16 protein-coding genes and 1 pseudogene are annotated in these 19733 nt (G+C 73.1%); 9 read left to right on the forward strand and 8 right to left on the reverse strand.

Features of this window, described 5'->3' with window-relative positions; translation table 11 throughout:
• Nucleotides 1-50 precede the first annotated feature (50 nt).
• On the forward strand, nucleotides 51-1739 hold the full coding sequence (locus ACIBBD_RS33280; protein WP_399423297.1) for a rhamnogalacturonan lyase B N-terminal domain-containing protein: 1689 nt from the start codon (nucleotides 51-53) through the stop codon (nucleotides 1737-1739).
• Nucleotides 1740-1754: 15 nt separating this feature from the next.
• On the opposite strand, the gene ACIBBD_RS33285 is transcribed toward ACIBBD_RS33280, so the two are convergent.
• Together ACIBBD_RS33285 and ACIBBD_RS33290 are read right to left on the reverse strand one after the other, a co-directional pair.
• Nucleotides 1755-3167 carry an RICIN domain-containing protein gene (locus ACIBBD_RS33285; RefSeq protein WP_399423298.1) on the reverse strand — a complete coding sequence of 471 codons (1413 nt, stop codon included), beginning with the start codon at nucleotides 3165-3167 and terminating at the stop codon, nucleotides 1755-1757.
• 1 nt (nucleotide 3168) lies between these two features.
• Nucleotides 3169-4257 (reverse strand): family 43 glycosylhydrolase, encoded by a 1089-nt coding sequence (locus ACIBBD_RS33290; RefSeq protein WP_399423299.1) that lies wholly within the window; start codon nucleotides 4255-4257, stop codon nucleotides 3169-3171.
• Nucleotides 4258-4478: 221 nt separating this feature from the next.
• On the opposite strand from ACIBBD_RS33290, the gene ACIBBD_RS33295 reads away from it, so the two are divergent.
• Together ACIBBD_RS33295 and mmuM are read left to right on the forward strand one after the other, a co-directional pair.
• Nucleotides 4479-6575 (forward strand): autotransporter, encoded by a 2097-nt coding sequence (locus ACIBBD_RS33295; protein WP_399423300.1) that lies wholly within the window; start codon nucleotides 4479-4481, stop codon nucleotides 6573-6575.
• A 213-nt stretch (nucleotides 6576-6788) separates the two neighbouring features.
• A complete protein-coding gene (gene mmuM, locus ACIBBD_RS33300; RefSeq protein ID WP_399423301.1) occupies nucleotides 6789-7727 on the forward strand; it encodes a homocysteine S-methyltransferase in 939 nt (312 codons plus the stop codon).
• 289 nt (nucleotides 7728-8016) lie between these two features.
• Here the strand turns inward: mmuM and ACIBBD_RS33305 are convergent, their stop codons facing one another.
• A complete protein-coding gene (locus ACIBBD_RS33305; RefSeq protein WP_399423302.1) occupies nucleotides 8017-9633 on the reverse strand; it encodes a carboxylesterase/lipase family protein in 1617 nt (538 codons plus the stop codon).
• A 270-nt stretch (nucleotides 9634-9903) separates the two neighbouring features.
• Between ACIBBD_RS33305 and ACIBBD_RS33310 the strand changes: the two genes are divergently transcribed.
• The 3 genes from ACIBBD_RS33310 (at nucleotide 9904) to ACIBBD_RS33320 (ending at nucleotide 13484) form a co-directional block, all read left to right on the forward strand.
• Entirely contained in the window at nucleotides 9904-10917 is a 1014-nt protein-coding gene (locus tag ACIBBD_RS33310; protein WP_399423303.1) for a hydroxyacid dehydrogenase, read from the forward strand.
• A gap of 180 nt (nucleotides 10918-11097) precedes the next feature.
• Nucleotides 11098-12177: a LacI family DNA-binding transcriptional regulator gene (locus tag ACIBBD_RS33315; RefSeq protein ID WP_399423379.1), complete on the forward strand. Its 1080-nt coding sequence runs from the start codon at nucleotides 11098-11100 to the stop codon at nucleotides 12175-12177.
• A gap of 263 nt (nucleotides 12178-12440) precedes the next feature.
• Entirely contained in the window at nucleotides 12441-13484 is a 1044-nt protein-coding gene (locus tag ACIBBD_RS33320) for a LacI family DNA-binding transcriptional regulator (RefSeq protein ID WP_399423304.1), read from the forward strand.
• A gap of 80 nt (nucleotides 13485-13564) precedes the next feature.
• Here the strand turns inward: ACIBBD_RS33320 and ACIBBD_RS33325 are convergent.
• The 3 genes and pseudogenes from ACIBBD_RS33325 to ACIBBD_RS33335 form a co-directional block, all read right to left on the reverse strand.
• Nucleotides 13565-14400, reverse strand: a pseudogene (locus tag ACIBBD_RS33325) (oxaloacetate decarboxylase).
• 120 nt (nucleotides 14401-14520) lie between these two features.
• The gene (locus ACIBBD_RS33330; RefSeq protein ID WP_399423305.1) at nucleotides 14521-15186 is read right to left on the reverse strand and encodes a ThuA domain-containing protein; all 666 of its coding nucleotides are present in this window, start codon (nucleotides 15184-15186) and stop codon (nucleotides 14521-14523) included.
• A 102-nt stretch (nucleotides 15187-15288) separates the two neighbouring features.
• On the reverse strand, nucleotides 15289-15894 hold the full coding sequence (locus ACIBBD_RS33335) for a hypothetical protein (RefSeq protein ID WP_399423306.1): 606 nt from the start codon (nucleotides 15892-15894) through the stop codon (nucleotides 15289-15291).
• Nucleotides 15895-15966: 72 nt separating this feature from the next.
• Here ACIBBD_RS33335 and ACIBBD_RS33340 point away from each other — a divergent pair, with 72 nt between their 5' ends.
• Both ACIBBD_RS33340 and ACIBBD_RS33345 read left to right on the forward strand, forming a co-directional pair.
• Nucleotides 15967-16599 (forward strand): VOC family protein, encoded by a 633-nt coding sequence (locus tag ACIBBD_RS33340; protein ID WP_399423307.1) that lies wholly within the window; start codon nucleotides 15967-15969, stop codon nucleotides 16597-16599.
• A gap of 138 nt (nucleotides 16600-16737) precedes the next feature.
• Nucleotides 16738-17133 (forward strand): VOC family protein, encoded by a 396-nt coding sequence (locus ACIBBD_RS33345; protein WP_399423308.1) that lies wholly within the window; start codon nucleotides 16738-16740, stop codon nucleotides 17131-17133.
• Here ACIBBD_RS33345 and ACIBBD_RS33350 read toward each other — a convergent pair.
• Both ACIBBD_RS33350 and ACIBBD_RS33355 read right to left on the reverse strand, forming a co-directional pair.
• Nucleotides 17122-17793 (reverse strand): helix-turn-helix domain-containing protein, encoded by a 672-nt coding sequence (locus tag ACIBBD_RS33350; RefSeq protein WP_399423309.1) that lies wholly within the window; start codon nucleotides 17791-17793, stop codon nucleotides 17122-17124. The two genes, ACIBBD_RS33345 and ACIBBD_RS33350, sit on opposite strands and share 12 nt — an antisense overlap.
• 9 nt (nucleotides 17794-17802) lie before the next feature.
• Entirely contained in the window at nucleotides 17803-18810 is a 1008-nt protein-coding gene (locus ACIBBD_RS33355) for an AraC family transcriptional regulator (protein ID WP_399423310.1), read from the reverse strand.
• A gap of 80 nt (nucleotides 18811-18890) precedes the next feature.
• Here ACIBBD_RS33355 and ACIBBD_RS33360 point away from each other — a divergent pair, with 80 nt between their 5' ends.
• Nucleotides 18891-19730, forward strand: coding sequence for an NmrA family transcriptional regulator (locus tag ACIBBD_RS33360; protein ID WP_399423311.1), 840 nt, complete (start codon nucleotides 18891-18893; stop codon nucleotides 19728-19730).
• The last annotated feature ends 3 nt before the right edge of the window (nucleotides 19731-19733 follow it).

The following is a 19733-nucleotide window of genomic DNA, read 5'->3' on the forward strand; positions in this document are numbered from 1 at the left end:
ACTCTGACGAATCACCCGCACCCCCCACACCTCCCGAAGGAGGCACCCCCATGCCCGGATCCGACAGCCAGCCGGTCCGACGCCGCACCTTCGTGCGCGCGACCGTCGGCATCGCGGCCGCCGCCGGCTCGGCCGCCCTCGCCGGTCCGCTCGCCACCCCCGCGTCCGCCGCCGCCTTCGGCTACACCGACGACGGCTCCAACTACGTGGTCGACACCGGCGCCCACCTCGTCTTCAAGGTCAGCAAGACCAACGGCGACCTGACCTCACTGGTCTACCGGGGCGTCGAGTACCAGGGCTACGGCGGCATGAACTCGCACATCGAGTCCGGCCTCGGCACCTCCACCGTCACCGTCAGGCAGTCCGGCACCACCATCCTGATCTCGGTGGCGTACGGCACGCTGAAGCACTACTACGCGGCCCGCAGCGGCGAGAACAACATCTACCTGTGGACGAACAAGGCCGACACGTCCGTCTCCGCGACCCGCTACATCCTCCGCGTGAAGAAGGGTCTGTTCCCCAACGACGAGCCCGACTCGTACACCTACACCACCTCCACCGTCGAGGCGTCGGACGTCTTCGCGAAGTCCGACGGCCAGACCCGCTCCAAGCACTACTCCAAGCTGCGGGTGATGGACTACGACTACATCGGCTGGACGGCCGGCGGCGTCGGCCTGTGGATCGTGCGCAGCAACCACGAGAAGGCCTCGGGCGGCCCCTTCTACCGCTCCCTCCTGCGCCACCAGAGCGCCGACGGCGGCGGCCTGTACGAGATCCTCTACTACGGCCAGAACCAGACCGAGGAACAGCGCTTCGGCCTCCAGGGCCCCTACGTCATCGCCTTCACGGACGGCGGCGCGCCCTCCTCCTCGCTGTTCCCGGCCACCCTGACCACCCCGTGGGCGGACTCGCTCGGCCTCTCCGGATACGTCGGCGCGAGCGGGCGGGGCCGGGTCGCCGGCGTCGGCATCACCGGGCGGAACACGGCGTACCCGTACACGGTGGGGCTCGCCAACCCGGCGGCGCAGTACTGGGCGGCGGTGCGGGCCTCGGACGGTTACTTCTCGATCGGCGGGGTGCTGCCGGGGACGTACACGCTGACCGTCTACAAGAGCGAACTGGCAGTCCACAGTAGGCAGGTGACGGTCTCCGCCGGCGCGACGACCACCCTGAACTCGATCGCCATCCCGTCGTCCGACGACCCGAGCAACGCGACCGCGATCTGGCGGATCAACGACTGGACCGGCACGCCGAGCGGCTTCAAGAACGCCGACCTGATGACGTACGCGCATCCGTCGGACGTGCGGGCCGCCTCCTGGACCGGCAATGTCGTCGTCGGCAGCGGCAGCGAGACCTCCGCCTTCCCCTGCTACCTCTGGAAGGACGTCAACAGCGGCCTGCTCGTGTACTTCCGGCTGACCGCGGCCCAGGCCGCCGCCGCGCACACCCTGCGCATCGGCGTGACGACGGCCTACGCCAACGGCCGGCCGCAGGTCGTCGTCAACGACACCTGGACCTCGGCCACCCCTTCCCCGCCCACCCAGCCGAACACGCGGTCGCTGACCAACGGCTCGTACCGGGGCAACAACCACACCTTCAGCTACAGCGTCCCGGCGAGCGCGTGGCTCACGGACACCAGCCAGTACAACGTGCTGAAGATCAACGTGGTGAGCGGTTCGGGGACGACCGGTTTCCTCAGCGCCGGGACCTCGATCGACGCGATCGACCTGCTGGCCTGACCCGCCGGCGTCCGCTCAGGTCCCGCGCGTCCACTGCTGGTTGGTGCCGCCGCTGCACGTCCACGTGATGACGGCGGCGCCGTTGGCGGTGGACGCGCCGCTCACGTCGAGGCACTCGCCGCTCGCGCGGGACTTGACGTTGACGTAGCCGCCGGTCGTGGTGAGCGACCACTGCTGGCTGGTGGCCGTGGCGTCGCAGTTCTCCTGGGTGACCGTGCTCGCGTTCTCCTGCACGCACAGCGAGCTGTTCCTGACGACCAGCTGGTAGTAACCGCTTCCGACGGACTTGAACCAGTACTTCTGGTTGGTGCCGCCGTTGCAGTCGTACTGCTTGATCTGGGCGCCCTGCCAGAGGGACTGGCTGGTGACGTCCGCGCACTTGGAGGAGTGGCGGGCGATCAGCGTGTGGTAGGTGGCGCTCGTGCCGGTGACGGTGCCGGCGGCCGTGTCGATGGTGATCTCCGGCGACCAGGACATGGTCATCGAGGTCGCGCTCGGGAAGGCCAACGGCAGCCACACGTACCGCGAGTCGTTGACGGTCCCGCCGAAGGAGTTGCCCCAGCGGTCGCCCAGGTACAGGTACGAGGTTCCCGAACTGCCCTGCACCGGCAGGACGTACGCGGTCTGCGAACCGTACGTCGTCGAGTCTCCGACGTTCGTCATGGCGGTCCACGGGCCGGTGATGCTGGTGGCGGTGGCGTACTGCTGCTGGTTGGGGTTCCAGCCGGTCGCGCCCGAGGTCAGCATGAAGTAGACGTTGCCCCGCTTGAACAGGGCCGGGGCCTCGCGGTGGCCGCCGTGCCACGGGTCGGCGACCAGACTCGCGATGCCGGTGTAGTCGGCGGTGAGCCGGTAGATGTGCAGGTCGTAGTTGTCGCGGGCGGCGGAGATCATGTAACCGGTTCCGTCGGTGTCGACGAAGACGGTGATGTCGCGGGACATGTGCTGGCCCAGCGGACGGAAACTGCCCTGCCAGGTGTAGTTGCCGTCGACGGTGTCGGAGACGGCGACGGCGGCGCGCGCCTCGCTGTAGTCGACGCCGTTCTCCTTGTGCATCCACATCACGAACTTGCCGGTGGAGGCGTTGTACATGACCTTCGGGCGCTCGATGTTGGCGGTGGCCAGCTCGGGGGAGCTCGCCTCGGTCAGGACGTGGTTGCGGAACTCCCAGTTCTTCAGGTCGGTGGAGCGGTAGGCGTCCACGTATCGGAAGGTGTTGTCGGCGTTGCGGTGCTCGCCGAACCAGTAGTAGTAGTTTCCGACCTTGAGGACCCCGCCGCCGTGGGCGTGCACGGGGTTGCCCGAGGTGTCGGTGAACTGGATGCCGTTGGCCACGGTCTGGGGTGCGGCCTGGGCGGGGCCGGCGGTGGCCAGGGCGCCGACGACCGCCAGGCAGAGGGCCAGCAGGACCGCGTACGCACGTCTCATCTCACGCACTCTCCTTCACGGTGTCGGCGACGGGGACGCCGAAGTCGGGGGTGCCGTCGGGCTTCCAGCCGAGGCGCTGGATCCGGGTGTGGCGGTTGGGGTCGTTCAGCGGGTCGCCGACGATCTCCTTGTACTGGCGGGCGTGGTAGACGAGGACGTCGGTGCGGCCGTCCTCGGCGACGGTGAAGCTGTTGTGGCCCGGGCCGTACTGCCGGGTGGTGTCGTTGCTGGTGAAGACCGGGGTCGGTGACTTGGACCAGTTCGCGGGGTCCATGAGGTCCGCGTCCGCGTCGGCCGTCAGCAGGCCCATGCAGTAGTTGAAGTCGGTGGCGCTGGCCGAGTACGACAGGAACAGACGGCCGTTGCGCTTGATCACGGAGGGACCCTCGTTGACCTTGAAGCCGACGCACTCCCAGTCGTACTCCGGGGTGCTGAGCCGGACCTGAGGACCCGTCAGGGTCAGGGGGCCGGCCATCTCCGACAGCCAGATCGCGGTGTTGTTGCCCATGCCGGGTTCGTGCTGCGCCCAGGCGAGGTAGCGCGTGCCCCGGTGGGTGAAGGTGGTGGCGTCGAGGGAGAAGGTTTCCCAGGCGGTCTTCAGCTGCCCCCGCTCGACCCAGGTGCCCTTGAACGGGTCGCGGTGGCTGTTCTCCAGGACCCAGATGCGGATCGCCCAGATGTCCTCGGCGGGCGCGGAGGCGAAGTAGATGTACCACTTCCCGTCGATGTGATGGATCTCCGGCGCCCAGATGTGAGCGCCCATGACACCGCTGGTGTGCTTGCGCCAGATGACGGACTCGGCGGCCGTCCCGATCCCGCGCAGGGTGCGGGACCGGCGCAGGATGATCCGGTCGTACTCGGGTGCGGTGGCCGTGAAGTAGTAGAAGCCGTCGGTGTGGCGGTGGATGTGCGGGTCGGCGCGGTTGCGGACGAGCGGGTTGACGTACGGGACGGCCGCCCCGTGACCCGCCGGTCCGGCGGCGTGGGCGGTGGTGGCGGGCACGGCGGTGAGGGCGCCCGCGGCCAGGGCGCCCTTCAACAGCGCGCGCCGGCCGGGGGGTTCGGGCAGGAAAGCGTCTTCGCGACTCACGCGGTCTGCCTTTCTTGAGGCTCTGCAGCATGGGGGGACACAGAAAGAAACAGAAACGTTCGGCATTTCGCACAAAATCTTCCATCCCGAACGCCGAAAAGGTAAGGGCGGGTTACGGCGAGGTCAACGGGTCGGGCGCCACGAACGTGGGGCACAGGGGCCGAACCCGGCCGCCCGCGAGATTTCTGTTATCGGCGGGCGCGTGCTCCGTCTCCGACGACGTGCGCAGCCATACCCACACGACAGCGGCGGCCGCCGGAGCCCTGGCGGTCACCGCCCTCCTGCTCGGTACCCCGCCCTCCTACGCCGCCGGTCCCCGTGACGTGACCGCCGACGTCCTCGCGGGCCGGAACGTCACGCTCGACGGCGACACGGTGGTGACCGTGCCGGCCGGCACAACCACCTACGACGGTGTGTTCAGCGGCGTCGGCACCCTCACCGTGCGCGGGACCGGCACACTGATCCTCACCAGGGACAGCGACTTCACCCTGCCGCGGTCCCGGCAACGGCAGGTCGTGCGCATCCTGGGCGGCAACCATCCGTACGTCACCGTGACCCGCCCGGACCCGCCGGCCGTCACCGTCGCCCTGGGCGCCACCCTCCAGTACGGCGACGGCGGCACGACCGGACTGATCGGCCACTTCCCGTACGACACCCCGGCCTTCCGGCTCAACCAGGACAACATCCGGATCGACGGCACCCTGCGGCTGTCCCTGCAGAGCGCCTACAACCTGGGCACCATCAGCGGCGCGGGGCTGATCACCCAGCCGAGATTCCTCTGGGGCACCTGGGACCTGTCGGGCACCCACCCCTTCTCCGGGGTGATCGACAACGGCACCCAGCTGAACGCCGGACGACCGGAGTACGCGACCTCACTGCCCCACGTGCGCAAGGTCCTCAACCAGGGCACCTTCACGGTGGACACCCCGCTGGGCCGGACCGTCACCATGGGCATGGACTTCTACCAGCGCGAGTACGGCAGCGACATCAACGTGCAGTCCCGGCCCGGCGGCAAGGTGGTCCTGACGGGGCAGTACAGCTGGTCGGACCAGGGCGGCGACACCGACCCGTCGCTCAGCGACCCGGCCCTGAACTGGACGCCCGCGCGCAGGAACGTCAACAAGCGCGGCACCAACATCAAGGGCGCGAACGTCCAGTGGGGTGACGGCACCACCGACAGGATCTTCATGCCGGGCACCGCCGAAACCGTGTACATCAACCTGCTGGCGGCCCGCTCCCGTTCCACGCTCACCTTCGACTACAACGGCCCGGTGACCCTCGGCGCCCCCATCGGTGGCGGCCGGTTCCACGACACGCTGTCCGCGCCCGGCGCCGGCGACATCGTCATCGCCGGCACCGAGGGCAACGACGTGACCTTCGCGGCCGCCCAGTACTACGACGGTTCGACGACCGTGGAGAAGGGAGCGGTGCTGCGCCTGGGGTCGGGCACGGCCGGCGGTGACGGCTCACTGCTCACCGGGACCGAGCGGCGGCGCGTCGTCAACGACGGCACGCTCGTCGTGCGCAACACCAGGAAGGCCATCTCCCTGTCGCGACTCGGCGGGAGCGGTTCGCTCGTGCAGTCCGGGGCCGCGACGACGACGCTCACCGGGCCGGCGGTGACCTACACCGGGACGACGAGCGTCCGCAAGGGCACCCTGGCGCTGCGGGACGGGGCGACGCTCGTCAACTCCCGCGCCGTGACGCTCACGTCGGCGGCGGCGCGACTGGACACCGGGGACTCGGCGCTGCGGGTGACGAGCACGCTCAGCGGCACCGGCACGGTGAAGGGGAGCGTCACGAACGAGGGTGTGGTCGCGGGCGGGGTGACCGTGACCGGCGACTACACGCAGGACACCCGGGGCGAACTCGTGGTGCGCAGCAAGCCGTTGACGGTGGGCGGCGAGGTGCGGCTGGCCGGGGACCTGGACCTGTCCGCGGCCGGTGTCGCGCCGGCGAAGGAGATCACCGTCCTGGACCACACCGGGCGTGCCGCCGTCACCGGCGCCTTCGAGGGGCTGAAGGAGGGCGGCGAGGTGAAACTCGCCGACACCGTTTACCGGATCAGCTATCGGGGCGGGGACGGAAACGACGTCGTCCTGACGGCGGCTTCGGCAAGTCCCTCGGCGGAGGTGCGCAACCAGGGATCGTCGGGCGCGGTGACGACGCGGGCGCGGGGTGCGAACGCCTCCGACAGCGGTGGGCTCGGGTGGTGGCCGTACCTGTTGGCCCTGGGGATGCTGGGCGGCCTGGTGATGCCGGTGACATGGCGCAGGCGGGGCGGCAGCCGGCGTGCGGGCGGACGGCACGCGGCGTAGGAGGCGGACGGCGTAGAGAGCGGCGGCGTAGAGGGAGGCGGCGTGAAGGGGGGCACCATGCGGTACGGGGTGGGGGACCTCGCCCGGGTGCCGGCGGGAAACCCACCCGCACGGCCCGCGCCCGCACCCGTCGGGCGTCCCACATCGTGAACGTCCAGTTCACAACCTGGACGCGCCGGGGCCGTCCCCCGTCACGTCGACTAGCGTCGGGTCATGACCAGCGACACCCCTTCCCCGCAGGACCGGACCCTCACCGAGGCGCTCGCCTCCGGTGCCGTCGTCCTCGACGGCGGCATGTCCAACCAACTGGAGTCGGCCGGGCACGACCTGAGCGACGACCTGTGGTCGGCGCGGCTGCTCGCCGAACGGCCCGAGGCGATCACCGAGGCGCACCTCGCCTACTTCGAGGCGGGCGCGAACGTGGCGATCACCTCCAGCTACCAGGCCACCTTCAAGGGCTTCGCCCAGCGCGGGATCGGCCGCGAGGAGGCGGCCCGGCTGCTCGCGCTGAGCGTGGAACTGGCCCGGGACGCCGCCCGGCAGGCGCGGGACAAGGGGGTCACCCACCCGCTGTGGGTGGCGGCCTCGGTGGGGCCGTACGGGGCGATGCTCGCGGACGGCTCCGAGTACCGCGGTCGCTACGGGCTCACCGTGGACGAGCTGGAACGTTTCCATCGGCCCCGCCTCGAGGTGCTGGCGGCCGCCGCCCCCGACGCGCTCGCGTTGGAGACCGTGCCGGACGCCGACGAGGCGAAGGCGCTGCTGCGGGCGGTGCGCGGGCTCGGGGTGCCGGCCTGGCTCTCGTACAGCGTCGCCGGGGACCGTACCCGGGCGGGGCAGCCGCTGGAGGAGGCGTTCGCCCTGGCCGCCGACGTGGACGAGGTGATCGCGGTCGGCGTGAACTGCTGTGCCCCCGAGGACGTCGAGCAGGCCGTGGCGACCGCGGTGCGGGTGACGGGCAAGCCGGTCGTGGTCTACCCCAACAGCGGAGAGGCCTGGGACGCCGAGGCCCGCGCCTGGAACGGCCGCTCCACCTTCGCCCCGGAACAGGTCCTCGGCTGGCGGGAGTCGGGCGCCCGGCTGATCGGCGGCTGCTGCCGGGTGGGTCCGGAGGCGGTCGCCTCGATCGCCCGGACGCTGACGACGGCCTGACCGTCCGCCGACCGCGGCACGGGCGAGGCGCCGCTCTCCACCCGAGGGCCGCACGGGCGAGGGCCTCACACGAGAAGCGGCAGCACTGTCGACGGCGTCGGAACGCCCGTACGGAGAGCGACAGCACCGCGACGATGGCGCAACCCCGTACGGAGAGCGACAGCACCCTCCACGGCGGCGCAACCCTGTACGGCGAGCGACAGCACCGTCGACGACGGCGAGACCCGTACGGAGAGCGACAGCGCCGTCCACGGTGGCGGAACCCCGTACGGGGGGGGCTGCAGGGCCGTCAGTGGCGGCGGGCTCCCCCCACGCGGCGCAGGCGGCGCACCGCCGAGCGCAGTTCGGTGGCGCGCGGGGGCCGGGCGATCAGTGGGTCGGGGGAGGCGGGAAGGCCGGGTCCGGCGCTCGTCGGGGCGGTCGTCCACAGCGCGAGTTCGCGATCCCGTGGACCGTGTGCCGTACGGGCGATCCCGTCGCCGTCGCCGAAGACGCGGACCGGATGCGTCGCGTCCCAGGCCCGCCAGCCGGGGTCGCCCGTGGCCGCGAACCGCACCCACGCCCCGTGCATCGCGTCCGCCAGTTCCTGCGGGGCGCCCTCGCCGGCGAGCTTCGCGGAGTCGGGCACGTCCCCGGTGTCGAAGACGAAGCCCAGCTCCAGGGCGTGGCAGGAGCCGAGGCCGGGCCGCAGTGACGGCCAGGCGAACTCGTACACGTACGACGAGCCGGGGCGGGCGTCGGCCAGGCACTGCAACGGCCGGCGCAGCAGATGATCGGTGACCATCTGGCCGACGGTCTCGGCGGTGCCGGCCCCGGGGTGCAGGGCCCGGTAGCCGCGCGGTACCTCGTGGCCGCAGCGGCAGCGGGCCATGGCGCCGACCAGGGCGACGGCGCCGAGGCGGTCGACGCGTTCCAGCAGGCCGCCGGGGACCAGCCACAGCCGGTACTCGTCGCGGGTCCAGCCCAGCAGCAGGTCGGTGCCGCGGGCCGCGTCGCCGTCGACCAGCGCCTGGAGGGGGTCGCGCGGCACGAGGTCGCCGTCGATGACGATGCCGAAGGCGGGGCCGCCCAGCACCGGGCTGCTCAGCCGGCTGATCTCGGCCTGGGTGCGCAGCAGCAGGTCTCGGTCGACGGCCGCGAACGCCTCCGCGGTGGCCGGAATCCTCAGCCGGTTCGCCATGCGGCGGACCATGCGCCGCACCTTGTCCCGCTCGAAGGCCTCCGGCGGGCCGCTCTGCAGGACGGCCCGCCGGACGAGGCCCTGCGCCGGCGGGGCGGCGAGCAGGGCGCCGACGCTGATGGCGCCCGCGGACTGCCCGGCCAGGGTGATCCGCGCGGGGTCGCCGCCGAAGGCCTCGATCGACTCGTGCACCCAGCGCAGCGCGGCGAGCTGGTCGCGCAGGCCGGGGTTGGCGGGGACGCCCGGGAACAGCCCGTACCCCTCGACGCCGAGCCGGTAGTTGACGGACACGAACACGATCCCGTCGCGGGCGAAGTGCCGCCCGTCGTACACCGGCACCGCCGACGACCCCCTGGTCAGGGCCCCGCCGTGCAGCCACACCAGGACCGGCAGCCGGCCGCCCGGCCCGGGCTCGGGTGTCCACACGTTGAGGTTGAGACAGTCGTCCCCCGGCACCACCGGGTCGGACAGGTACTGCGCGAAGGCCTCGGAGTACGGCGGCTTCGGCGCCGTCGGCCCGAAGGCGCCCGCGTCGCGCACCCCGTCCCAGGGCTCGGGGGGCTCCGGCGGCCGGAACCGGCGGGAGCCGAAGGGGGGTGCCGCGTAGGGGATCCCCCGGAAGACGGCGACGCCGTGCTCGTACCGGCCGCGTACGGCGCCGTACGGGGTGCGGGCCACCGGGTCAGTCCGGGGGCTGGCCACGGGGTCCGTCCTGTCTGCCGTCATCTGCCCACCAGCCCTTCACCGCGCTCGTGCACCGGTAGGACAAGAGCACCACAGGGGCGCCCGGTATTCCGGTGCACGAGCCTCCCGCAGGGCTGTTCGGCCTACCCGAGGATGCCGCGGCCGAGCCGGCCGCGGCCCTCGCCGGTGCCCGTCCTCCCGGTCCCGGAGGTTCCCTCCCAGGCGGTCCGGCCGACCGATTGACCGGCCCTCCACCCGGACTTACGTTAGAAGGCGCTTTCAGAAAGCGTTCCCCGGCACCGCAGGAGAGTCATGCCCAGCGCCCAGCTGCCCAGGGCCGTGTTCGCCATGGATCCGGTGCATCTGCCCCTGCTGTTCCCCGCGCGGCTCCTGGCCCGGCTGCGGCGGACGGCCGAGATCGACCCGGCGCTCGTCGTACGGGACGTCACCGACCCCGCCGCCGCGTCCGCACTGGCCGGCGCGGATGTCCTGATCACCGGCTGGGGCTGCCCCCACCTGGACGCGGGCACGCTGACCGCGGCACCCCGGCTGCGTACCGTGCTGCACGCCGCCGGCTCCGTCCGCGCCCTCATCGGCGAGCCGCTGTGGAGCCACGGGATCACCGTCTCCAGCGCGGTCACCGGCAACGCCGTGCCCGTCGCGGAGTACACGCTCGCGATGATCCTGCTCGCCGGGAAGGACGCCTTCACGCACCGCGAGCGCTTCCGCCGCACCCACGCCCACCCCGTGCCCGCCGAGACCGCGGCCACCGGCAACCTCGGCCGCCGCGTCGGCGTCATCGGCGCCTCGCGGGTGGGCCGCCGTCTGCTGGAACTGCTGCGGCCGCACGACTTCGAGGTCCTGCTGCACGACCCGTACCTCGACGCCGCGGAGGCCGCCGAGCTGGGCGCCCGGTTGCTGCCGTTGGAGGACCTGCTGCGGTACAGCGACATCGTCAGCCTGCACGCGCCCGACATTCCCGAGACCCACCACCTGCTCGACCGGGCCCGGCTCGCCCTGATCCGCGACGGCGGCGTCCTGGTCAACACCTCGAGGGGCGCCCTGGTCGATCACGCCGCCCTCACCGACGAGCTGGTCTCCGGCCGGCTGCACGCCGTTCTCGACGTCACCGAGCCCGAGCCGCTGCCCGCGGAGTCCCCTCTCTACCGGCTCCCGAACGTCTTCCTCACCCCGCACATCGCGGGCTCCCTCGGCAACGAGCTGGAGCGGCTCGGCCGCATCGTCGTCGAGGAGCTGGAACGGCTGGCCGAGGGCCTGCCCCTGGCCCACGAGGTGCGCCACGCGGACCTGGCCCGGGTGGCCTGACGCGGGGCCCCCGGCCCTCCCCCGCCGTTGTCCACGGACCCTCCCCGACCGTTGTCCACAGGCCACGCGACCTGGGGGAACGATCGGCTACGGTTTTCGCACCGGCGTGGGACCGGGCCCCGGCCCGCCCGGTGAGCGGGGGACGAGGGTGAAGGAGCCACAGCGGTGAGTCGGCGCAGGATGACCGGTGACGCCGGCCGGGCGACCATCCGGGACGTGGCGGAGCGCGCGGGCGTGTCCGTGGCGAGCGTCTCACGCGTGCTGTCGGGCACCTACCCGGTCTCCGAGGACCTGCGCCGCCGGGTGATGGAGGTGGTCCGCGACCTGGACTACGTCACCAACGCGCACGCCCGCTCCCTGGCCGGGGGCGGCACACCGACGGTGGCGATCCTCCTCAACGACATCACCGGCGCCGCGTTCGCGCACGTGGCGAGGGGCGTCGAGGGAGCGGCCTCCCTGCGCGGCTGGCTGTCCCTCGTCGGCACCACCGGCGACGACCCCGACCGTGAACTCACCCTCGTCCACCTCATGCGCCAGCAGGGCGTGGCCGCCGTCGTCCTGCTCGGCGGGGCGTCCGACTTCGACGAGTACCAGCTGCGCATGGGCCGCTTCGCGCGGTCCCTCGACGCAGCGGGTTCACACCTCGTCCTGGTCGGCCGGCCACCGCTGGAGGGTGACGTCCCGGCCACAACGGTCGACTACGACAACGAGTCCGGCGCCTACGCCATGGCGAGCCACCTGCTGTCCGCGGGCCACCGCCGTGTGCTGGTCCTGCCGGGGCCCGCCGGGCTGACCACGGCGCAGGGCAGGTTGCGGGGGGTGACGCGCGCCTTCGAGGCGTACGGGGTGGCGTTCGACCGGGGCCTGGTGCGGCACGGCCCGTACGACGACGGGTACGGGTACGCGGCCGTGGAAGCGGCCCTGCGCGACACGCCGGACTTCACCGCCGTGCTCGCCGGCACCGACGTCGTCGCCGCCGGTTCCCTGCGGGCCCTGCGCGCGGCGGGCCTGCGGGTGCCGGACGACGTGTCGCTCGTCGGTTACGACGACATCCCGCTCGCCTCGCAGCTCACCCCCCAGCTGACCACGGTGCACGTGCCGTACGAGGAGATGGGCCGGGTCGCCCTGCGCGCCGTGGCCGACCGGTGGGAGGGAGCCCGGCCGGGGGGCCGGCGCAAGGGCGGCGGGGAGCGCGAGGACCTGGTGCTGGGCACCCATGTGGTCGTACGGGACTCGGTGCGGCCGCCGAGGCGGCGGTAGCGGACAGGCGCGGGCCGTCCGGCCGATCGTCCTGCCGGGGGCCGGGGCCGAGGGGCACGCCGCCCTCGGCCCGGAGTTGAGAGTCGCGCGAGTCGCGGCGCGTCACGGGGGCACCATCCGCCACTCCCGGTGTCTTCCCGTCACGCTGAGGGCACACCTAGGATAGCAAGCGCTTTCTGCGAGCCGTCGGTCAGGGACGGCTCCGAAAAGGGCGGTGGTCGAACTTTCGCTGGCCCTCGGGCGGGCCGGAGAGGTGGTTCCCGATGGTCCGCACGGCGAGTGCGAGCGTGACGGCCGGACCGACGCTGGCGGTCGTGGCCCGTGAGGCGGGGGTGTCCGTGCCGACGGCCTCCAAGGTGGTCAACGGCCGCGAGGACGTGGCTCCGGAGACCCGACGCCGTGTCACGGAGGCGCTGGACCGGCTCGGATATGTGCGCAGACCGCGCTTCGACGCGACGAAGCCGCCCCGGCTGGTGGACCTCGTCGTGCACTCGCTGGAGAGCTCCTGGTCGGGTGCGGTGCTGCACGGTGTGGAGGAGGCGGCGCACGACGCCGGTCTGGACGTGGTGGTCTCCGCGGCGCTCTCCCGCACCCGGGCGGGCCGCCCGCAGCGCGGCTGGCTGGACAAGCTCACCGCGCGGGGTTCGGCGGGCGTGCTGTTCAACCTGGCCGAGTTGACGGAGTCCCAGTACCTGTGGCTGGAGCAGCACCGCATCCCGTTCGTGATGATCGATCCGGTGGTCGAGCCGCCGCCGGGCGTGGTGTCGGTGGGCGCGGCGAACTGGCAGGGCGGGGTGACGGCGACCGAGCATCTGCTGGCGCTGGGGCATGAGCGGATCGCGGTGATCGCCGGCGCGCGGCGCAGGATGTGCAGCGACGCCCGGGTGGCGGGCTACCGTTCGGCGCTGGCCTCGGCGGGCGTGGGGCACCGTCCGGAGTACGTCCGGCACGGTGGGTTCGACGAGACGGTCGCCCGTCGGCGTATGCGTGAGCTTCTCGATCTGCCGGAGCCGCCGACGGCCGTGTTCGTGTGCTCCGACCGTATGGCGCTCGGGGTGTACGAGGCGGTGGCGGAGCGGGGGTTGCGGGTTCCGGACGATGTGAGCGTGGTGGGTTTCGACGACCTGCCGGAGTCGCGGTGGGCCAGCCCGGCTCTGACCACGGTCCGTCAGCCGCTGGCCGAGATGGCGGCGACGGCCTTGCGGTTGCTGGTGCGGATGATGGACGGGGAGCGTCCGGAGGGGACGCGGACGGAATTGTCGACACGGTTGGTGGAGCGCGCGAGCACGGCCCCGCCCGGGCGGTGACGGGCCGGCCCCTCCGCCCGCCACCGCCGCACGCACGGCGGGTCACCCGCCTTCCCGGCCGCGGGCCCCGGCTGCGCGGCTCACGCCCGCGTTCGCTCCCGTCCCGCCCGCAGCCGCGCGACGTTGCGCTCCAGCAGCCGGGTGGCGGTGCGTACGCCGACGCCGTTCGTGCCGTCGGCCTCCGGGAGGCGGCCGTCGGTGCGGCGGAGGTCGGTGAGGGCGGTGTGCACGGCCTCGTGCGCGGCGAAGAGGCAGGGGGTGCTGTAGATGGCGACGTCGACGCCGAGGTCGTTCAGTTCGGTGAGGGAGAGACGGGGGGATGTGCCGCCGGCCATCTGGTTGAACAGCAGGGGCTTGTCGCCGATCACGTCGCGGATGCGGCGGATGTGGGCGGTGCTGCGCACTCCGTCGACGAGGACGACGTCCGCGTCGGTGGCGGCGAGGGCCTCGGCGCGGTGCAGGATGTCGGTCTCGTCGGTGGCGTCCGTGCGGGCGACGACGAGGAGGTCGCGGCGGGCGGCGAGGACGAGTTCCAGCTTGGCGAGGTACTCGGGCAGCGGCAGCACCTGCTTGCCGTCGGCGTGGCCGCAGCGGCGGGGCCGTTTCTGGTCCTCGAGGACCACCCCGGACGCCCCGATGCGCTCCAGGCTGTCGATCACGTGGCAGGTGACCTCCGGGTCGACGTAGCCGTCGTCGATGTCGACGAGGAGGTGGTGGTCCGGGAAGGCACCCCGCAGCCGCTGGACGAAGGCCGTCATGTCCGGCCAGGCGATGAAGCCGATGTCCGGCAGTCCGTAGTAGGAGGCGGCGAAGCCGAAGCCGGAGACGAACATCGCGTCGTAGTGCTGGACACGCCGATCAGCGGGGTCGTGCCGGGTTCGGCGATCCGCTCGCGCAGCTTGGTTCCGTAGGTCAACGTCCGGGCTCCTCCTGCTGTGCCTGTACCGGGACAAGAGGATCTCCGTGGCGGGGTACGGTGCCGTCCCCGTGCGGGTGTCACTCACCCCGATGGCGCAAGCGGTTCACCGCAGAAACGTCACTGGCCGGCTTGTCGCTCCTCGGTTCCGGCCGCCCAGTCGATTCCGCCGCGCAGGTGGGCGAGGAAGTCGGGGTCGCGGTAGGCCTGCGCCGTGTGGCCGAGGGCGGTGTAGAAGACGCGGCCCGCTCCGTGCCGGCGGCACCAGACGAGGGGGTGGTCGGTGCCCATGCCGCCGCCGTCGTAGGAGGACTCGTCGGCGGTGACGAGGACGCGGACCCGGTGGCGGGGGTTGGTGCGGAAGTCGTACCACTCGTCGGTGAAGTCCCAGACGGGCGGCAGGTGACGGGTGGCGGGATGGTCGCGGTCCTCGACGACGGCCTTGCCGGGCTGGAGGTCGGGGTGGCGGGCGAAGCGGGCGCCGAGGAGTTCGCCGTAGTACGGCCAGTCGTACTCGGTGCAGGCGGCCGCGTGGACGCCGGCGAACCCGCCGCCGGTCTCGACGTACCCGGCGAGGCGTTCGCGTCCGGCCGGGGTCAGGACGTCGCCGCTGGTGGAGAGGAAGACCACGGCCGCGTACCCGTCGAGCGGGGCTTCGAGGGTCGCGGGGTCCTCGGTGTGGTCGACGGTGTACTGCCCGAGTGACCGTAGGGCGGTGACGGCGTCCGGGATGGAGTCGTGGCGGTAGTCGGTGGTGCGGGTGTACACGAGCAGGCGGGTGGTCATGTGCCCTGACCCTATGCAGCGGGGGGTTGGGGGCCCAGGGGTGTCGGCGGGGCGAAAATTTCGGGTGCCCCCGGAAGCAGGGGAAGTGGGGGAAGCCGGGGGTCAGCCGCCGGCGTCCACGTCGTTGTCGGGTGCGCCGTCTCCGGCCGGGGGCAGGTCGCCGCGTTCCACCGGGGTGCCGCCGGCGGGGGCGGGCGGGAGGAGGGTGTCGAGTTCGTCGGGGGTGGGCCGGTGGACCTGGTGGGCGGCCTCGCGCAGGACGTCGCGGGGCACGCCCTCGCCGCCGATCCGGATGAGGAACCCTTTCCTCGGCAGGACGTACTCGGCGCCCCCCGCGCCGCCGCGGTACCAGGCGTCACCGTCGCGGGTGCAGGTCGCGGGGGTGCCGGAGGAGTCGGCGGGCGGCTGGGTCGGGCAGGTGCCGGCGGTCATCGTGCCGCGGTCGACGGTGAGGGTGAGGTGGGTGCCGTCGCGTCGCGAGACGTAGGTCGCGGAGAAGCCGTCGCCGCCGTACACGCCGACGGACTGCTGGGCGAGGGTGTAACCGGGGGCCTCGGTGGTGTGCACCAGTTCCGGGGCGACGCCGAGGGCCCGGGCCCTGCTGGTCAGCTCGGCCGGGTCGGCGGCGTCCGCGTCCTGGGTGCCGCAGGCGGCGAGGAGGACGGGGGTCAGCAGCAGCGCCGGCAGGGCGCGGACCGTACGGATCATGCGGCCATCCTGCCGCACAGGTGTTCCACAGACGCGTCCTTTTCGGTGACGGGGCGCGTAGGCTCGGGCGGGATGAACACCATTCCTCCCCGGCTCGATCACCTCGTCCTCGCAACTCCCGATCTGGCGGCCACGGTCGCCGAGTTCACCCGGCGCACGGGCGTGGCGCCCGCCCCCGGCGGGGCGCACGTGGGGCTCGGCACCCGGAACCATCTGGTGGGGCTGGGCGGCTGCGCCTATCTGGAGATCATCGGTCCGGATCCGCGGCAGCCGGCGCCCGCGGGTCCGCGGCCCTTCGGTGTCGACGGGCTGGACACCCCGCGGACGATCACGTGGGCGATCTGCCCGCCCGACCTGGACCGTGCGGTCGTGGCGGCGCGGGCATGCGGCTACGACCCCGGCGACGTACGGGAGATGAGCCGGCGCCGGCCCGACGGGACCTTGCTGGAGTGGCGGCTGACCGACGGCGGGGATCCGCATCCGTCCGGTCTGGTTCCCTTCCTCATCGACTGGGGTGCCACGGTCCATCCGTCCGCCTCGGGGCTGCCGGTGCTTCCCCTGCTGGAGGTGTCGGCCACCGCCCCCGACCCGGACGGGATCCGCCCGCTGCTGGCCGCGCTCGGTACCGGGATGCCGCTCGCCGAGGGCCCGGTGGGCATCTCGTTCACGGTGGACACGCCGAACGGGCCGGTGACGTTCGACTGACGGAACGGGGCGGTTCCCGGCCCGGCGGCCCGGCCGACGGAACGGGCACGCTCGGTGAGGCCGGTCAGGTCCCGGCGGGTGAGGAGGGTGTCCGATTCCTTCAAGACCGGCCGCCCGGCCGCTGCCTACGGTGGCCGTATGACTCCACGATTCGATGCCATCGGCCTGGTCGTCTCCGACATGGCCGCCTCCGTCGCCTTCTACCGCCGGCTCGGGTTCGCCTTCCCCGAGGGGGCCGAGCGGGAGCCGCACGCCGAGGCCGGACTGCCGGGCGGGCTGCGGCTGTTGCTGGACACCGAGGAGACCGTCCGGTCCTTCCGTCCCGGCTGGCGGGCGCCGTCCGGCGACGGCCGGTCCTCGCTCGCGCTGCGCTGCGAGGGTCCCGCCGAGGTGGACGCGGTGTACGAGGAACTGGTGGGCGCCGGATACGACGGCGAGCTGAAGCCGTGGGACGCCTTCTGGGGACAGCGGTACGCCGTCGTGCTCGACCCCGACGGCAACGGCGTCGACCTGTTCGCGCCGCTAGCCCAGTAGGTCCGTCAGCGTCGTCCCCGTGAACTCCCGTACGTCGCGGGCGAGGTGGGCCTGGTCTGCGTAGCCGGCGCGGGTGGCGGTGTGCGCGTACGGGAGGCCTTGGCGGGCCAGGGCGAGGGCCCGTTGGAGGCGCAGGACGCGGGCCAGGGTCTTGGGGCCGTAACCGAAGGCGGTCAGGGAGCGGCGGTGCAACCGGCGGGTGCCGAGGCCGAGTTCGTCGGCGACGGCGGCGACGGGGCGGCCCGCGGCCAGGGCGGTGACCAGGTGGCGCAGTGCGGGGTCGGGTGGGGCCGCCCGCTCCAGTGCCAGGTCCTCCAGGGCCGTCGCGGGGTGCGGGGCGGCCTCGACGCGGGCGCGCAGGCGTCGTACCTCCGCGGCCGGCCACAGGTCGGTCAGGTCCACACGCCGGTCGCGGAGTTCGTGGGCGGGCACGCCGAGGAGGGCGGGCGCGGTGCCGGGGTAGAAGCGCAGGCCGGCCCAGGGTGTGGGCGGGCCGTCGGGGCGGTGGGCGTGGGTGTCGGGGCCGGCGACCAGCAGTCTGCCCTCGTTCCACAGCAGGTCCATGCAGCCGTCGGGCAGGACGGGGCGCGCGCCGGGGCCCGCCGGGGTGTTGGTCCAGACGACCGCGCCGGCCAGCCGGGAGGGGCGTTCCTGGTACACGCCGACAGGCTACGCCGCCCGGGTCCGGTGTTCCTGCGGGCTGACGCCGTACACGCGTTTGAAGGCGCTGGAGAGGGCGAAGGCGCTGCCGTAGCCGACCTGGCGGGCGATCGCGGCGATGGTGTCGTCGGTGTCGCGGAGCAGGTCGGCGGCGAGGGCGAGGCGCCAGCCGGTGAGGTAGGTCATGGGGGGTTCGCCGACGAGGTCGGTGAAGCGCCGGGCGAGGCCGGCGCGGGAGACGCCGGCCTTCGCGGCGAGCGACGCCACGGTCCAGGGGTGGGCGGGGTCGTGCTGGACGAGGCGCAGGACGCGGCCCACGACCGGGTCGGCCATCGCCCGGTACCAGGCCGGGGCCTCGGCTTCGGGGCGGGAGAACCAGGCCCGCAGGGCGGCGATGACGAGCAGGTCGAGGAGCCGGTCGAGGACGACTTCCTGGCCTGGTTCGTCGCGGCCGATCTCGTCCGCCAGCAGCGGTGTGAGGGGGCACTGCCAGACGTCGCAGGTCAGGGACAGCAGCGGCGGCAGTGCGTCGAGGAGCCGGCCGCTGATCCCGCCGTCCCCCATGTACGTCCCGATGAACACGACGGTGGAGCCGTCCAGCCGGTCGCCCCAGGCGCGTACCCCGAGGTCCATGGAGCCGTTCAGCAGCCGCCCGTCGGGGTGGGCGCACTGTCCGTGCGGCAGGATCAGCGCCTGCGGGGCGGTGGCGGGGTCGTCGGCGCAGGTGTAGGCGCCGGGGCCGCGTGCGATGGCGAGGTCGCCCGCGGTGAGCCGGATCCGTTCGCCCTCGTCGGGGACGACCCAGGCGGCGCCGCGCACCACCAGCATCACCGTCAGGGGGGCGCGGTCCTCCACCCGGACCGCCCACGGCGGGTCGAAACCCGCCCGGATCATGAGGGCGCCACGGGCGCGGGGACCCTCCAGCAGACCTGCGAGGGGGTCCCCGCGCGACGGGGGTCCCTCCCGCTCCGGCGAGACCGGGGGCGGGGTAGCGTCCGGGCGGGCGGGAGCGTCCATGCCGTCAGCGTAGACACGCGCTTATGGGAATGAGCCGTTCAGCGATGGGCCCGTGCGGCGGGGGGAAGTCGACTGGGCGCATGACACAGGACACGGCACGGGACATGACGGTGGTGGTGACCGGCGCGACCGGTCGTACGGGCGCGCGGGTGGCGGGTGCCGCGCGGGCCGCGGGGCCGACGGTGCGGGAGGCGTCGCGGGCGACGGGCTTCGACTGGCGGGAGAAGTCGACGTGGGCGGAGGTGCTGCGCGGCGCGGACGCGGCGTATCTGGCGTATCCGACGGACGTCGGTTCCCCGGAGGCGGCCCGGGCGGTCGGCGAGGTCGCGCGGGAGGCGGTCGCGCTGGGTGTGCGGCGGCTGGTGCTGTTGTCGGCGCGGGGCGAGGAGCGGGCGCTGCCGACGGAGGGGGCGCTGCGCGGGTCGGGCGCGGACTGGACGATCGTGCGGGCCGCGTGGTTCGCGCAGAACTTCAGCGAGGGACCGCTGGTGGAGGAGCTGCGGCTGGGCGGCGGGCTGGTGTTTCCGGCCGCCGCGGAGGTCCGGGAGCCGTTCGTCGACGTACGGGACATCGCGGACGTGGTGGTGGCCGCGCTGACGTCGGGCGACCGCTGGGTGCGGCGGGAGATCGAGGTGACGGGGCCGCGGCTGGTGGCGTGGGGCGAGGCGGTCGCGGAGATCGCCGCCGCGGTCGGGCGGGAGCTGTCGTACCGGCCGGTGCCGGCCCGTGCGTACCGCGAGCACCTGGTCGGGTTCGGTGTGCCGGCCGGGGAGGCCGACTTTCTCGTGGAGTTGTTCGAGGAGTTGCTCGACGGCCACAACGCGTCGCTCACGCAGGGGGTGCGCGAGGTGCTGGGGCGGGAGCCGCGTGACTTCGCGGCATTCGTGAAGGAGGCCGCCGCGGCGGGCACCTGGGCGTGACCC

The sequence above is a fragment of the Streptomyces sp. NPDC051315 genome (assembly GCF_044455165.1).
Taxonomy (GTDB): Bacteria; Actinomycetota; Actinomycetes; order Streptomycetales; family Streptomycetaceae; genus Streptomyces.